The sequence below is a fragment of the Ochrobactrum sp. AN78 genome, from assembly GCF_029909885.1.
GTDB classification, from domain to species: Bacteria; Pseudomonadota; Alphaproteobacteria; order Rhizobiales; family Rhizobiaceae; genus Brucella; species Brucella quorumnocens.
The window spans coordinates 144,384-159,602 of record NZ_JASAMU010000009.1 but is presented as its reverse complement, the minus strand read 5'-3'; the positions used below and the strand labels follow the sequence as shown (position 1 = coordinate 159,602).

The window sequence follows — 15,219 nt, the reverse complement described above, 5'->3', positions numbered from 1 at the left end:
TTAACCCGGTTGCCGTCGTTGCAAAGATCCGCGCCTCTTCTGCGGGATTGTCTGACCAGCCTGGGTCACCTGGTGGCGGCACCATCGGCACCATCTGCTGCGCTGATTGATAACGTTAGCGAAGGTCATCGAGCGATATAGGTGGGGCCGCAGCCAGATTGTCGCAAGAGCGACCTTGGGAAAAGTCAAAAAACGAAACATCTCAAAATATCCATTAACTCATATGGGCTGTTTTTGTAGAATTTGTATCGGATGGCGAGCTTGGAGCGCCACCTGTCCGGCATGCATTCTTTTCAGAGCAATCAGTACATGGCGCAGCGTGGTATGCAAGAGTGGAGCCGATGCCCGTTCTGCGACGGAATGGAATGTCAGCCATAATTGGTCGGGTTCGCGTTGATACTGGCCAAAGAGTGCGGAACAAAGCGCAGCCATTCTCGTTTTACATGGGAAGGGAAAGCCAATGAACAGATTTTGGGATAAGCCGATTGAGGTGGCCGGAATCAATGGCGTGACCAATCAGATCAGGAGCGCCGAGGAAGCGGCCGCTTTCATTCTGGATCGTTGGCCCACCGAGATGACGGCAACGATGCTTAAACCGCTTGAGAAACTGATCGCTGTGCTTGACGATGGTATCTGTCCAGAGGATGCAAGAGCAGAATTTATAATCGCAATCCAGCATATTCACCGGTTTCACAGTTGATGGTTGCCACCGCCCAGCACTAAAGCCGGGTCGATTGCTTTTTTTGTGCCTCGCTCGTCTGATGCAAAAAACAAGAGACCACGGGCAAACCCGTGATTTCTTGGCTTTGTGGCATCACTTCATCAACAGGCCAATTCGCCGGTATTCCTCCAGAGCTCCTGTCACAAAGGCGCTCGTTTTTTCGTCATTCCACCCCTCAAGTTGCTGTTGGAGGATGAGTTTCTCCTCGGAAACGCTGGTGATAGCTGCTTTTTTCGCATCCGCATCCAGCAGCGCAATGATCCTTCCAAAGGCGTTGCGCAAACTGTAAAGCTGACCCATTAAATGGGCGCAACTTACCTCTTCATTCGCCAATCTGGTCGTTCCGTTCTAACAAGCCTGCCCGTGCGCCAGATGATAATCCCCGACAGGGTCATTGGTTCCGGCTGACGCTGAAGAGGTCGTAGGGATCACGATTTTTCGGTGTCAACGCGGAGTTTAAACAGAGGAGCAGTCATTTCCGCTTCCAGGCCCGAAGGCTCGTAACGGAGATCGACATCTCCAGTCCCCAGCAAACCGGTCCGGATCAGCTTTGTTCCGAATCCCTTTCGAGTCGGTTCTGAGATCTGGGGGCCGCCGATTTCTTTCCAGTGGAGCGTAAGCGTCTCGGTGCCCTCTTGTCTGGATATCTCGATCTTGATCTTTACCTGACCGCCATCTTTTGAAAGCGCGCCATATTTGATGGCATTTGTTGTCAACTCGTGGATGAGAAGCGATATCGAGGCCACCCCCTTCGAACCAATCGCAATCTCGGGGCCGTCAATATCCATTCGCTCTGAAACGCCCAGAGCAGAGGCAATATTGTTCACCAAGTGCGAAAGGGAACTCTGTGCGCTGCTGTGCAGACGCAGGATCTCGTGCGCCTGGCTTAAGGCATTCAGCCTTTCGGTGAATTTGCTGCGCTGGTCGGTGTCGGCATCGACAAATGTCTGATTGGCAATCGAATTGACGATGCTGAAGGTATTCTTGATGCGGTGGGCGAGTTCCGAATTAAAGATCAAGGCGCGCTTTTCGGCCTCAACCTTTCCGGTGGTTTCGACAACGGTGTCGATCATTCCTTCGACTTTACCACTCTCCAGACGGATGGGGCTATAGCAGAACGTGAAATAGCATTCTTCAGGATATCCGTGGCGATTAATCACCAACGGAAAGTCCTCGATGAAGGTTGCTTCCCCCTGATAGGCCTTCTCGACGATTGGCTGAATTTCAGGCCATGCTTCCGCCCAAATATCTCTGAAGGACTTGCCGATGCAGTTTTGTTTGGCTCCAAGGATCGGACGGAAAGCATCATTGAAGAATGTGATATAATGCGGTCCCCAGACAATCGCCTTGGGAAAATGCGATGCCAGCATCATCTGTAATGCTGTTTTAAGCGCTTGAGGCCATTGCGATGAGGCGCCCAGAGTGCTGTTGTCCCAATCAAAGCGGCGTATTTCGTCCGCAGATTGTCCATCTGCGTTCAAAAACGCAAGATCCTTGTTCATCAAGGTCTCTTTCATGTCTGGCAAGCAAGAGAACGATGATCAGTTGCCGCGTTACGGAGCGCTATATTAGATCATCTGGAACAGTTAAAGCAATCTGCGTCAGCGGAATTCCGCTGATATCGCTAAGCCTATGAAGATAATCGGTGTTTTCTTTGCTTACATCGCTGTCTGCGTTAGATTGACCAGAAGGCGATCCCTGGCCTGATGAAAGGTTGCGCGATGAAATTGTTCATGTTCCAGATTGGTGGTGATTGCGGTGGTTCGAATGTTGAGTTGCACGACATCCGTTTCTCCGTGGGGAGGCTTGCTTCGGATTGCTATGATGATTTGCGTGCGCAATGGTGGGGAAACCCGAAAAGCCTGCATGTGGACTGTTGGGGAGAGGTCCGTCATGTCGACGGTCACGACATCCAGATTGTGCCGCAGCGCAAGACTTCAGACAAGAACAAGCTTTTCTTCATCAATCTGGGTGGATATGACCCGACCGAATTTGGTGAGTTGCATCGGAATGTGTTGCTGGTTTCGCCGGATGCCCGAACAGCCAAAGCGCGCGCGCTGTCAGAGATCCAGCATTGGTCGCAACCGCACAAGGATAAGGCGTTTGAAGTCGAGAAGGCCGTCAATGTGAGCAAGAATGTAGAGGCGAGAGGCTATTCGATCGAACTCGTCCCCTCGCCCGTCGCGACGCCGTTTGATTTTGTGTGCAAATATCTCAAGATCGGGTGATGCACGCAATCTGTGAATTCAGCGCCGCCAACTTGTAAGCTTGAGAAGGGCGGCTGCTAGACTGTCACTATAGCGCCATCGTCTTGAGCGGTTCCGGTTTCTTGCCGTCGGGCAAAATTTTCTGAAGATGCTCATAGACAACGGTTGCGCTGAAAGGTTTGCGCACAAAGACCGCGCCGTTTGGAAGATCAACGCCGTCCGGCTGGACCATGCCTGAGGCAATGAGTATTCCGATATGCGGCCAGTCTTGAGAGCAACGGCGTGCGAGATCGAAGCCGGTCAGTTCACTGGGAGGCATCTGCACATCGGTGAACAGCAACTGGAACCGGTCGGCGTCGGTCTCAAGTAACTCCAATGCCTCCTCAACATTGCTCGCCTCCTTAACCCGAAAGCCGGCCGTCTCCAGAATGTCGACAGCGTCCATCCGGATAATGACGTCATCATCAGCCACGAGCGCGTAGGGTGTTTTGTTGTCGGTCATTGAAAGTCCTCACGATGGATTGCGGATAACAACACCCATGGCGGGGAAACGATCCCTCATTTTCTCATTATTTCGAAAAAAATTGCATTATGCGCTCGGGCAGCGGTAATTGCCACGACGAGCAACCCCATTGAGCTTGACGGCGCTGACTTCAGCGCGGCGTTGGTGCAAAAATTCCTTTTCGGTTTCAGCAAGCGTATAGAATTGGATTGTAAACTATGGGCTTGTTCTTGAATCTGGAGTTTGCTCATGCCTTTCAAGCACAACTCTGCTCGGTGTCGCCGGATACCCAAGCAGAAGTTCATGGTTATGCATTGAGCAGAATATTAGGCAGGCTTGCGCCAGCGTGGAGGATCACTCTGGGGAATAGCGAAGCAGCAATTGCTGGCTTGAGCGCCCCACGACGCAAGACACGTGGCGGACAACGTCATTATTGTGATCTGGCGATTGAAACGACGCTGATATGTGGCAGCGTAATCAATCCGCCTTTGCGCCAGACGGACGCTTGATGGTCCCGATAAGACCATCATCGGATCGAGATTGTGTTCTCGCAAATTGGTTGATCAGAAAACCGAAATCGAACTTGAATGTGGCATTCTCAATCGAATGCTTCTCGCGCAAAATCCGTCCGTGCGAAAGCTGAAACCCCATAAACAAGCACCAAAGACAGGGTTCTGTCCGCAGGCGCATTCATGCGACAACGCTCTTCCGGGCCATGCCTGCAAGCGGTTAATGGGGCGGTTCGGGGTTTTGCGCGGACATTGTCTGCAGCGTCGTTGCTGATTTGAATTCAAGCCGCCGATCGTCGCTGCCCTGTCGGGTCAGGCAGAGCCACTGGCCTTTCGTGCTGTCCTGATGATCTCGACAACCATTTCCGAAGCTTTTTGCAGAGAAGAAACCGGAAGAAATTCATAGATGGAATGAAAATTATGTGCGCCGCAGAACAGATTGGGACATGGCAGGCCTTTTTCTGACAAGACCGCGCCATCATAGCCACCGCGCATCGGGACAGGACGTGGCTCGATACCAAGCGTTTTCATGGCCTCAAGCGCGATCAGCACAGGATAATGGTTTTTGCCGCGCAGCGTTTCGGCAACATTTCTGTAGACGGGCTTATACTGGACCTTAACGTTGCCTTCGCCATGCAGCCGGTTGAAACTTTCCGCCAGATTCTCGATGAATGCGCGGCGCGTTTCGTAGCCGTCCGTTGTAAAATCGCGAATATCGACGGTGAGTTTCGTCTCGGCAACCGTCCCCTGGACCGCCTTGACCCAGTAATAGCCTTCTGTGCCCTCGGTATATTCGGGTCGCTCACCGGCCGGCATCATCGCAATAAATTGCTGGGCATAGAGAATGGCATTGCGCAGCTTGCCCTTGGCTGACATCGGATGCGCGGGCTGGCCTTTGAACGTCAGGTGAAACTCACCGGCGTTCCAGTTTTCATAGACGATTTCCCCGCGCGCGCAGCAATCAAGCGTATAGGCGAAATCGGCATTCAGGGAAGACACGTCAAGAGCCTTGGCACCGAGCAGGCCAATTTCCTCATCGGGGACGAACACCACTTTGACGGTGCCGTGTTCGATTTCGGGATGCGACGTCAGGACTTGCATGGCGTGCATGATTTCGGCAATCGCCGACTTGTTGTCTGCGCCCAGCAGACTGCTGCCATCGGTGACGATGATCCTGTCCCCAATATAGTGCTGAAGTTCGGGAAACGCCTCAAGCCGCATGACTGAGCCGGTCGTTTTGTTGAGCAGGATATCCCCGCCCGCATAATCGACGACATGCGCGTGCGTGTCGGCTGAATATTCGGCGGAGGTATCAAGATGCGCAACCCAGGCAATGGTGGGAAACTGCGCAAGTTGGGTATGGTCAACATTGGCAGGCAATGTACCAACAACGATCGCGTGCTCGCGCTCCTCGACCTCCATGCCAAACGCCCGCATCTGGTCGGCGAGAAGGCGGGCAAGGATATGCTGCCCTTGGCTTGAGGGGAGCGTGTCCGCATTTGGCACCGCCGTGGTGTTAATGCGGGTATAGGCTAGAAAGCGTTCGACGATATCCATTTTTCAAATCTCGGTATTTGTCAGTCATTGCCCCCAAGCTGCGGCGGGGCGCTCGAAAACAAGCGGGGTGGTGTGACCGCTTGTCAGCAATTTGCGTGGCGCGCTGAGCAGTCAGCCTATTCCTCGATGTCGACATCCTCGAAAAGATAGCCCCCGAAGGGGTCGATCCGGAAGTTCTTGACCTTTTTGCTAACTGGCTGCTCGACGATCTGATGGGCGATCGTCAGCCATGGCGCCTGTTGCTTGAACACCAGCTGGGCCTGTTCATAAAGCTTGCTGCGCTCCGTCTGGTCGGTTGTCAGTTTGGCGGCCTGGATGAGTTTTTCAAAATCCTGGTCGCACCAGTTGGCGCGATTGGCGCTGCCAACGGCCTGGCAGCTCAACAGGGCCGCAAGAAAATTGTCAGGATCGGCAATGCCGCCGGTCCAGCCCAGCATGACCGCACCATCGCGGTCTTTGTCGAGCGAGCGCTTGAGATATTCACCCCAGTCATAGCTGACGATTTCGGCAGTGACTCCGACCTTGGCAAAATCGGCCTGAATAAGTTCAGCCGCCCGGCGTGCATTGGGCATATAAGGCCGCTGCACAGGCATTGCCCAGATCTTCATCTTGAGATCCTTGACACTGGCTTCCGCAAGCAATTTGCGCGCCTGTTCGGGATCGTAAGCGTCGTCCTTCACCGCCTTGTTATAGCCCCAGACGCTCGGCGGCAGCGCATTGACGGAGACGATCGCCGAGCCGAGATAGACCGCGTCGATAATTGCCGACTTGTTCACTGCCATGTTGAGCGCCTTTCGCACGCGAACGTCGTCAAATGGCTTTTGCTGGGTATTATAGGCCAGGAAGGAGAGGTTCAGCCCTTCCTTGTTCTGCATTTCGATCGCAGGATCGTTCTTCATCGCCGCAATATCGGCGGGATTGGGCGCGGCGATGACATGGCATTCACCCGAACTGAGCTTCTGATGGCGAACGGCTGCGTCCGGGGTGATCGCGAAAATGAGATTGTCGATCTTCTGTTTGCCGGCCCAGTAATCGGGATTGGCTTGATAGCGAATGGCACTATCCTTCTGATAGGCAACAAATTGGTAGGGCCCGGTTCCGATGGGTTGCTGGCTCAATTCAGCGAGGCGGTTTTCCGCAACCAGCTTGTCGGCATATTCCTTGGACTGAATGACAGCGAATGTCAGCGACAGGCTGGGAATGAATGTGGCTTCGGGCCGGGTGAGCACAAATTTGACGGTGTAATCGTCGACCCGCTCAATCTTGTCGATCAGCGAGGGAAAAGAATAGGCGCCAAATTGCGGCCAGGTCCCCTGATTGTAATAGGGACTGTCCTTATTGCCCTGGCGGTCAAAGGTGAAGATGACATCGTCGGCGTTGAAATCGCGGCTTGGCGTGAAATAACTGGTGGTGTGAAACTTCACGCCCTTTCGCAGATGAAAACTATATTCCTTGCCGTCTGCGGACACCTCCCAGCTTTCCGCGAGACCGGGTTCGAGTTCGGTGGAGCCGCGCGTGATCTTGACAAGCCCATTGGAAAGATTGCGCGCCGAAGCGTCGTAAACAGCGCCGGACGTCGTCTGTGCGGCGTCGAACATTTCGGGGGAAGCCTCTGAACAATAGATCAGCGTCTTGGCAAAGACCTGGCTGATCGCCGTGCTGTTGAGCGCAACCGCAATCAGGGCGGCGGACAATAGATTTTGATATGTTTTCATGAGGCTGCATTCCCTTGCTGCCGTGGCGATCGGCGTCCTGTGGTGTGTTGTTGCAATCGCCTTTTCAGCTGATTCTAAACAACGAAGTTATTATTTGATCCTGCTATGGCAAAGGAGGCAAGTGCAAATGGCCCTCCCGCCGTTGCTTGTTCCGCTTTCTGGCAGTTCGGGGATCATCTGCCGCCACAGGTCGCGCCGGTTCAGACGCAGCCGATTGTTCGCGCTCACGCGGGGTGATAAGGCGCACGTCGCGTATGATTGCCGGTTGCGTCAGCGAGCGTGCCCCGATGCCACGCCCGCGCCGTGAACGCATCGGCAGGCAGCACGGTAATACCGGCATTGACTTCGACCAGTGACGGGACGCTATGGATCTGTTTGACTTGCCTATCCGGCCCTGAGCGACAGGCCCGCCTGTTCGAACCCCATTTCGGTTAACAGGCGGATATTGCTTTTTTTGCGGTGTGGGATCAGCGGCTGATCATCGAGTTGCGACCAGATCACATGATCAAAGCCGGCAAAATCATGAAGCGGCGACACGAAGATCATCAGTTGGTCGCGCAGCGCCGTCTGGCTGTCGATATTGGTATCCTCGCCTGAAAGCGTGCTCACACCCAAGGCGCACCGGCCAGGGCGCACCTGTTCGATGAAGATTTCCGACCCGACATCCTCGATCTTTATCACGAGAGTGGGGGCGTTCATCGGCCCCGCGAAGACGCCGCCGCGGTCGGAAGGGGGCTTGAAAATGGCAGAGAGCAAGGCGCTGCATGAGCGCCTTGCTGCGGCTTTCAGCTTTGCGGGGCTCGATCGGTTTGTCGATCAGGCAAGCGCGGTTTCAGGGAGCAGATGGAAACGCCTTAGATGGGAGGCTTGGGAGAGGTCCATGTCATGGACGAAGCGAATGATCACTTCGGCCAGTTCGGTTGGTCGCTCGAAGAAAACGAGATGGTCGGCTTCGGTAATCGTGTAGAATGAGGCGGTTTCAAAAAGCGCCGCGCAGGCCGCGATATCGGCCGCCAAAGTGATGGTGTCATGTTCGCCGGTCACAAACAGCGTCGGCGCAGCCAGCTTGACGGGAGTGGTCCTTGGCTTTCGCTCCGTCATCCGTTTGCGCAGCGCCTCGAAGCGTGACTGCTGTGTTTCAGCATAGGACATCAAAGCGGTTTTGAGCAATTTGTAGAGGTCGTCCCGCAGTTGCACCTGCTTTGTTTCGTCCATGCAAATCAGGCTTTCGACGATTTCGACGACTGCCTGTTCCCGGGCGCCCGATCGCAGCAGGCTAAGCGCGTGATCGAGTTTCTTTCTGGTCGCCGGAGGGTGGGTTTCCGCAACCCCCACCAAGATCATATGGGCAATAGTTTGTGGCCACTGGTATGAAAATTCAAGCGCGATCAATCCGCCGTAGGAAATACCGATCAAATTGATTTTCTCGAGCTTCTCGATTTCGATAATTTTCTGGATGCAGGCGGCAAGGAAGGGAAAGCCGGCATCCTCTGGAATGTCGTCGGCAGCACCTGTCCCTGGCACATCAACGAAAATGAGCGGTCCGTCTCCAGCAAGCAGGCTTTCGAGATGGGGGAGGGAATACATGTCCTGAAAGCCGCCGCCGATGATCAGCTTGGGGACGCTGTTCGCGTTGGGCGAGCCGATGATGCGGTAGCAGAATGACACACCGTCCAATGCCGCCTGTTTATGCGGTTGAGCATCCTGATAATTCTGCGCGCAGAGAAAATAAGCCAGTGAAGAGACGCTGCGGCATCGCAATATGTCGCTCCAATCGACCGATATGCCGAATTTGTCCTCGATCAGCAGCTGGATTTCAACCAAGGTCAGGGAATCTGCACCGAGCGCAAAGAAATCGCTGTCAAAATTGACGCTGTCCCGATTCAAAGCCTCCCGGCAGATGGCGTTGATGTCTCGAAGTGTCAAATCATAATCATCGAGAGAAAGTGTCGATCGCATGGCTCTAATCTACTTCCTGAAATCAGTGGTTGTACTTACAATACAGAGCATCAATCTGCAGGGTATTCCAATTCTTGCGGAGAAATATAAAGCCGGCAAATTATAGCTAAAATTTTAGCGTGGTTTGTTGAACCCGCTGACCAATGAAACGCTGCGCATCGTTTGAAAAGGCAAATAGTCTCGGACCGGTTCGCAAGGTCGAAGACTGTGTCCAGCGCAGGGCTTGCTGTGGAAAGTTGCTCAAGCGATCACCTGGCCCGCGGATCATCGCCGCCTGGTCATCAACTCACGAGAGCGCTTTTCGATCTGATTGGATCAGATCGGCACTCTCATTATCTGTTTTAACGCGCATCTTTGTCCGAAAACCGTTTCACACTTTTCGGGATGCGCTCTAGAATTTAACAGCGAGTTTGGTGTTGAAGCCGTTCTCGATTGCGCCTTCCAGGAACTGGCCCCGATAGGCAGCACCCAATGTTGTATTGGGGGCGAGGTTAAAGTCGATCCCCAGTTCAATGACAGCCGCGTTCTTGCCGATCGCGACGCCTGTCATTTGGAAACCATCGGATCCTTCAAAAGAAAGGCGGGTGGCCGGGTCGAGATCGCCATAGGCGTGACGCCAGCCGACCATGCCGTTCACAATGCCGGTGACATGATTGAGCGTGAAGTCGCTCGAGCTACGTAAGCCGATCGTCGTGAAGGTGGTGTGGGTTGAATTGCTGTCTGCTTTCAGCGCCGCGGCCCCGCCGGTCTCGCTGAAACCATCGGTATGAAGGTTGACATAGGCGAGATTGGCGAAAGGTTCGAACACGGCGAAGCTGGTGTTGATGCGGTAGCCCAGTTCGCCGAACAGCTGCAAGGTTGATGCATTGTAATCGGCATCATGGACGTCGGTGAGACCTGGAATACCGACATAGCGGCTCGTCTCAAGCGCACTGAAGCTGTAGGCTGCTCCGGCACGCAGGCTGATCGCATCAAACTGACTGCCGCCATAAACGCCAAGATGCAAGTTCTGTGCGGAGGCCGAAGAGCTGCGGTCTTTCGCATGCATGCTCAGATGGCTGTATCCGGCGACCAGTCCGAGGCGGGATGTGTCGCCAAGCTGTGTGTCAAAGCCGGTCACGAAGCCGCCGGTAGAGGTGTCGAAGGCGGCAGTGTTGTCATCGCCTTTGAAACGCCCCCAGGAGCCGAGCGCCTGGCCCCATGCAGCGAGATTGGCGGTCGACCCGGATTGGGATTTTACCTCAGCGCCGGCAAAAGCCGCGCGCAATCGATCATTGATTGCATCGCGCAGGAAATGACTGTCATTGATCAGTCCGGATTTCGCCGAGGCATGGATTTCGCCCGAAAGCGCGTCAAAGGCCGCCCGTGCCGATTGATCGTCAGGCTGTAATGCGATGGCGTTCCAAACAGCGTTTCCAGATGGCAGCGATGCGATGGCGCGCGCCGTGTTGCGCTGGTTGCGTGTCGCGGCGACATCGTCGAAACCGACATCATTGCGCTTGAGCTGCAAGGTCACATCATTGCCATCGCCGCCCGCATAATCGAGGGTCTCGTTGAGGAAGAGCAGGTTTTTGCTGACCGCGGCAAATCTCCCCAAAACAGCGTCGCTGCCCTGATTTGCGATGAGCGTGTAAGGGCCGTTAAGCGGGTTCCAGTTCTCGGCTGTGGCCGGCGACAGCAACAGGCTGAGTGTCGCACCTGAAATATCGACCGCGCCGGTCACAACGAGCCTGTCGGAAACATCAGGTGTCACATCCACCAGCAAAGTGCCATGATTGATATAGTCTCCCTCGATGGTCTGGGTACCAGGCGAATGACCCGGCGCATGCACGCCGCCCTTTTCGATGGTCAGATCACCCAGAACACCGGTTCCGCCCAGTACACCGCCGGATTGGACGGTCAGGCCGCCCTTCATAATCCCGTCAGCAATCAGGACAGCGCCGTTTCCGACATTGTAATCGCCGCCAAATGATCCGGTGATGACAAGCGTGCCGGCATCGACCTGGGTCCGGCCCGTGAAACCGGTATTGTTGCCTGACAGTGTCAACACGGAATTCGTCGACTTAAGCAGCTGGCCGTTGCCAGTCATTGCACCTTGATAAGCTGCATCCTTAAGCAAAGCGAAATCGATTGTTGCCGCGCTTGCAACCTCCATGTCACCGCTTGGAAGGCTTCTGAGCTGCAATGTGCCGCCTGAAACTTCGGTGTTTCCAGTGAATCGCGTCAGATCGCCCGCAAGGATGGTCGTGCCGCTGCCGATCTGCCGGAGCGTACCGCCGCCAATAAGGGCACCCCCATAGGAGTAGCTGTTGCTGCGATTGAACACCAGGGCGCTGTTACCAGCAAAAATCGTATTGCCGTAGCCCAGCCGTCCGCCTGTGCCACCATTGCCGATCATCAATGTCGCCTGATCGATGATGGTGTCACCATTGTAACTATTGGCGCCTGTCAGCGTCACTGTCCCGCCGCCGGTGATCCCGAGCGTGCCTTTGGCACCCGTGATCGTCCCGCCATAGGTCAGAGCGTCGGAGCGGTCGAACACCAATGTGCCCCAATTGTTTATGTCACCGGTGATTGCTCCCGCGCTTCCGCCATCGCCGATGCGAACCTGTGCGCCTTCGGAGATCCCCAATGAGCCCGAAAACGTGCTGCTGCCAGTCAAAACCTGGTTGCCGCCGGTCACCATGACGCCGCCTGCGCCGGTAATTGCGCCCGAAAAGACACCTGCGGCCTGTGCTATGCCCAGATAATTAGAGCCCAGAACTACCGATCCGCTGCCAGACAATGTCCTGATCTGCGCGGCTGCGGCGGCTGAGATGTCGAGCGTACCATTGACTTCGACGCCGCTGGAGGCATTGATCCGGCCCTGGCCCGCCAAAGCAAGCGTTCCCCCGGCATCAATCCGGGTTTTGCCGGTGAAGCTGTTCATGCCCTCCAGCGTCAGGGTGCCGGTGCCGGCTTTGATCAGGCCGCCATTGCCGGTGATTTCGCGACGCAGGGTGGAATTGAAACCATTGGTGTCGATTGTTCCACCCGCTGCCGCCAATTGCACGGACCGTGCGGTCGCAAGATCGAACGAGGAACCGAGTTGGAGGACGCCTCCCGTGAAGGTCAGGCCGCCATTGACTGCGCCGAGATTTTCGTCGGAGGATACTGAAAGCCTGCCTGCCGACAATGTCGTGCCGCCGGAATAGACATTGGCTCCGTTCAATACAAGCGTCCCGGCGCCGGTCTTGTTGAGCCCGTCGCTGCCGGTAATCACATTGTCGATGCTTGTGACATAGGATCCGCTTGCCGCACTGCCGTCGCCCACTCTTATTTCAACGGGGGCCGGATGGTCTGCATCAGCGATGAGCGTCAAGGCATCGCCGTTCATCCGGTATCCATCGGCGGCGAACTGCATCCCCGTCGCCTGGACAGGCCCCGCGCTATTGTTAATCGTCACAGTACCGGCATTGCCGCCGAATATCGCAAAGCCTGGCTGTGGCTGCATGGGAGCGGTCAGAGTGCCGTTTTCATCGCTCCAGACCGGGGAGACCACCGACCAGGTTCCGCTTCCACCGCCCAATTGGCTGGGGCTTGCCGCGCCGTTGGCATTCCAGAACCCAAGCGTCTGATTGCCGACATTGATGAGATTGATCTGCTTGTCGGCGGACAGATATTGGATGACGAGGGGCGCTCCGGTCGGTGCCTGGTCGATTGACAGACCGCCATTGGCCATTGTGAGCGTGCCGGTGTAGTCGAAGATGCGATAAAGACCGGCGCCAAAGCCACCGGCGTCTGTGACATTGAGCTTGGCGCCGTTCAATGCGAGATCTCCGTTAACCGAAAGGCTATCGGAGGTTCCGGGTGTCACATAGTCTGCGCCCGGCGCACCCGCTTCATAGGCGATCTGGCTCCCCTGCTCGAGTGTCAGGTTCCCATCGATGTGCAATGTGCCGACCGGTGCGCCTGCAGCGAGTGTGCCGCCATCTTTTATCGTGGTTGCTCCCACCCGGCCACCGCCGGCCAAGGTGGCACCGGTTTCGACGGTGGTGAGGGAGGAAGCGGCAGTGGAGCCATTGACGATCAGTGAGCCCGCTTGGACAATAGTGGTGCCGCTATAGTTGTTGGTCGCCGACAAGGTCAGGCTGCCGCTGCCGATCTTGACGAGATTTCCCTCGCCATTGCTGCCGATATTGCCGGCAAAGACCGAGCTGGTATTGCTGGTTCCGGTCGTCAGGGTCACCCCCTGATCAACATAAATCGACGTGGCCGCCGTGCCGGCCAGCGAACCGATCTGCTGATTAGCGGCGAGTCCAATCTGGGATCCGGTCCCGGTCAGGCTGACGGCAGCGATTGAGGACAGAGCATTGGCCGCACTCAAATTAAGCCGGCCGCCATTGCTAATCGAGATGGCCGAGGAATTAACGATGGAAGCGCCCGGAGCTACTCTTAGCGTGCCGCCGGTAATGGCGGTTGCGCCCGAATAGCTGTTCACAGAACGCAGATCCAACAGGCCGGAACCGGTTTTTGTCAGCCCGCCCCCACCGGAAATGCTGCCCCAAAAACTGTCATTTGTGGTGTTGTCAACTGTCAGCGTGGCAGATCCCAAAGTCACGCTGGTTCCGGTACTGCCATTCAGGGCGCCGACGGTCTGATTGTAGCCGGACAAATCGAAGACGCCGCCATTGAGCGCGATGCCTGCCGACTGGGTCAGGGCATCTGCGACGCCGGTTCGCAAGATACCGCCATTGATTGCGGTTGAGCCGGTGTAACTGGTCACACCGCCCAATGTCAAAATGCCCGCGCCCGATTTGGTGAGGCTTCCCGTTCCGGAAATGCCGCCATAATAGGTTAAATTACCGGCATTGTTGACCGTCAGGGCAGCCGAACCCAGGGCCACACTGGCTGCGCTGCTGCTGCTGGATAACCCGTTGACTGTTTGATTGAAACCGTTGAGATCCCAGGTGCCGTTCAAGAACCGCACCGTCGATGATGCTGTCAGGGCATCTTGCGCGCCCATGACCAGCGAGCCGCCGACAATTGTCGTGGCACCTGTAAAGCTGTTGGCGCCGCTCAGTGTCAATGTCCCGGTGCCGGTTTTGGTCAGAGCGCCTGTGCCCGACATGATGCCGGAGATCAATCCGTTGGCATTGGCTCCAACATCGAAGGTCAGTGCATGGACGCCACTGTCGACCGCACCCGTCAGCGACAGGCTCTGGTTTGCGCCCGAGGCACCGATCATCGTGTCAGCCGCCAGGGTGACCGACCCGCCCCAGACCGATTTTGAGACATTGTTTGTCAGCGCCCCGCTTCCCAGACCGGTGCCCGAAAGGGTCAAGGCTTCATTGGCGACGGTGAAATTCCCATTGAAGATCAGCGCCGCGCCGGAGGCGACAATGGTGCCGTTCGCAGCGCTTCCCAGCGCGTTGGCATTGCTAATCGCGATGGCACCCTGGTTGATATAGGTCGTGCCAGTATAGCTGTTGGCAGAAAGAAAGCGGATAACGCCGGTACCGGTCTTTCTCCAGTCGCCGCCCGCAAGATTTGTCGAGACGTCGAGCGATCCGTTTGCGAACAGCTCTGTGCCGGCGACACCCACGCCCAGCACGGTCCCACCATAAATACTGTAGTTGGGAAAGGTCGTGCGGTTGAAGTTCAGAGAACTTGCCTCCACGGTGCCCACGACCTGCACTGCGCCGGAAGCACTCGAGAAATCGCCGAACATCGCCTGACTGCCGTTGATCCAGGCGACATTATTGCCATTGGCATCGACCCAGTTGGTTGCCGAACCCGCAGACCAGGTCCCGCCGCCGCCGTCAGCGCCGGAAGTGGTGTTGGTACCGTCCCAGGCAAGCTGGGCTGAAGCCGGTAATGTGTTCATTGCGAGAATGGCAGTCAGCGCGGTTGTTGCAAGAAGTGTCGCGCTTCGCGCCGCAAGGCTGCGACGCATCCAATAAACAGAAGTTTTCATCCCAGCCCCAAATTTTTCTTCGCATGACCCTCATCATGCGAAAATGCCTCTCCCGAGACATGCCCAACCCAGCGCAGCATCCAAAAGCTCTGT

The 15,219-nt window shown here is 55.8% G+C and carries 11 protein-coding genes and 1 pseudogene; 3 read left to right on the top strand and 9 right to left on the bottom strand.

Annotated features, from left to right (window positions below):
- Positions 1-460: 460 nt before the first annotated feature.
- The gene (locus tag QBD00_RS17035) at positions 461-700 is read left to right on the top strand and encodes a DUF982 domain-containing protein (protein ID WP_191793469.1); all 240 of its coding nucleotides are present in this window, start codon (positions 461-463) and stop codon (positions 698-700) included.
- 114 nt (positions 701-814) lie between these two features.
- Here the strand turns inward: QBD00_RS17035 and QBD00_RS17030 are convergent, their stop codons facing one another.
- Both QBD00_RS17030 and QBD00_RS17025 read right to left on the bottom strand, forming a co-directional pair.
- The gene (locus QBD00_RS17030; protein ID WP_191793470.1) at positions 815-1,054 is read right to left on the bottom strand and encodes a hypothetical protein; all 240 of its coding nucleotides are present in this window, start codon (positions 1,052-1,054) and stop codon (positions 815-817) included.
- A gap of 95 nt (positions 1,055-1,149) precedes the next feature.
- Positions 1,150-2,223 (bottom strand): PAS domain-containing sensor histidine kinase, encoded by a 1,074-nt coding sequence (locus QBD00_RS17025; protein WP_318580092.1) that lies wholly within the window; start codon positions 2,221-2,223, stop codon positions 1,150-1,152.
- A 219-nt stretch (positions 2,224-2,442) separates the two neighbouring features.
- Between QBD00_RS17025 and QBD00_RS17020 the strand changes: the two genes are divergently transcribed.
- On the top strand, positions 2,443-2,949 hold the full coding sequence (locus tag QBD00_RS17020; protein ID WP_235901837.1) for a DUF1543 domain-containing protein: 507 nt from the start codon (positions 2,443-2,445) through the stop codon (positions 2,947-2,949).
- A gap of 67 nt (positions 2,950-3,016) precedes the next feature.
- Here the strand turns inward: QBD00_RS17020 and QBD00_RS17015 are convergent, their stop codons facing one another.
- Positions 3,017-3,430, bottom strand: coding sequence for a response regulator (locus tag QBD00_RS17015; RefSeq protein ID WP_151093486.1), 414 nt, complete (start codon positions 3,428-3,430; stop codon positions 3,017-3,019).
- 249 nt (positions 3,431-3,679) lie between these two features.
- On the opposite strand from QBD00_RS17015, the pseudogene QBD00_RS17010 reads away from it, so the two are divergent.
- Positions 3,680-3,933, top strand: a pseudogene (locus QBD00_RS17010) (IS5/IS1182 family transposase); the annotation flags it as partial.
- Here QBD00_RS17010 and QBD00_RS17005 read toward each other — a convergent pair.
- The 6 genes from QBD00_RS17005 to QBD00_RS16980 all read right to left on the bottom strand — a co-directional run bounded on the left by QBD00_RS17005 (position 3,908) and on the right by QBD00_RS16980 (position 15,126).
- Positions 3,908-4,081, bottom strand: a complete 174-nt coding sequence (locus tag QBD00_RS17005; protein ID WP_191907281.1) for a hypothetical protein — start codon at positions 4,079-4,081, stop codon at positions 3,908-3,910. The pseudogene QBD00_RS17010 and the gene QBD00_RS17005 overlap by 26 nt on opposite strands.
- 170 nt (positions 4,082-4,251) lie before the next feature.
- A complete protein-coding gene (gene pepT, locus QBD00_RS17000; protein ID WP_151093484.1) occupies positions 4,252-5,496 on the bottom strand; it encodes a peptidase T in 1,245 nt (414 codons plus the stop codon).
- 116 nt (positions 5,497-5,612) lie between these two features.
- Positions 5,613-7,211: an ABC transporter substrate-binding protein gene (locus tag QBD00_RS16995; RefSeq protein ID WP_318580091.1), complete on the bottom strand. Its 1,599-nt coding sequence runs from the start codon at positions 7,209-7,211 to the stop codon at positions 5,613-5,615.
- A gap of 384 nt (positions 7,212-7,595) precedes the next feature.
- Positions 7,596-7,967: a LysR substrate-binding domain-containing protein gene (locus QBD00_RS16990; protein ID WP_235901833.1), complete on the bottom strand. Its 372-nt coding sequence runs from the start codon at positions 7,965-7,967 to the stop codon at positions 7,596-7,598.
- A 60-nt stretch (positions 7,968-8,027) separates the two neighbouring features.
- The gene (locus tag QBD00_RS16985) at positions 8,028-9,170 is read right to left on the bottom strand and encodes an alpha/beta fold hydrolase (RefSeq protein ID WP_151093480.1); all 1,143 of its coding nucleotides are present in this window, start codon (positions 9,168-9,170) and stop codon (positions 8,028-8,030) included.
- Between the two features lie 391 nt (positions 9,171-9,561).
- On the bottom strand, positions 9,562-15,126 hold the full coding sequence (locus QBD00_RS16980) for an autotransporter domain-containing protein (RefSeq protein WP_318580090.1): 5,565 nt from the start codon (positions 15,124-15,126) through the stop codon (positions 9,562-9,564).
- Positions 15,127-15,219 lie beyond the last annotated feature (93 nt).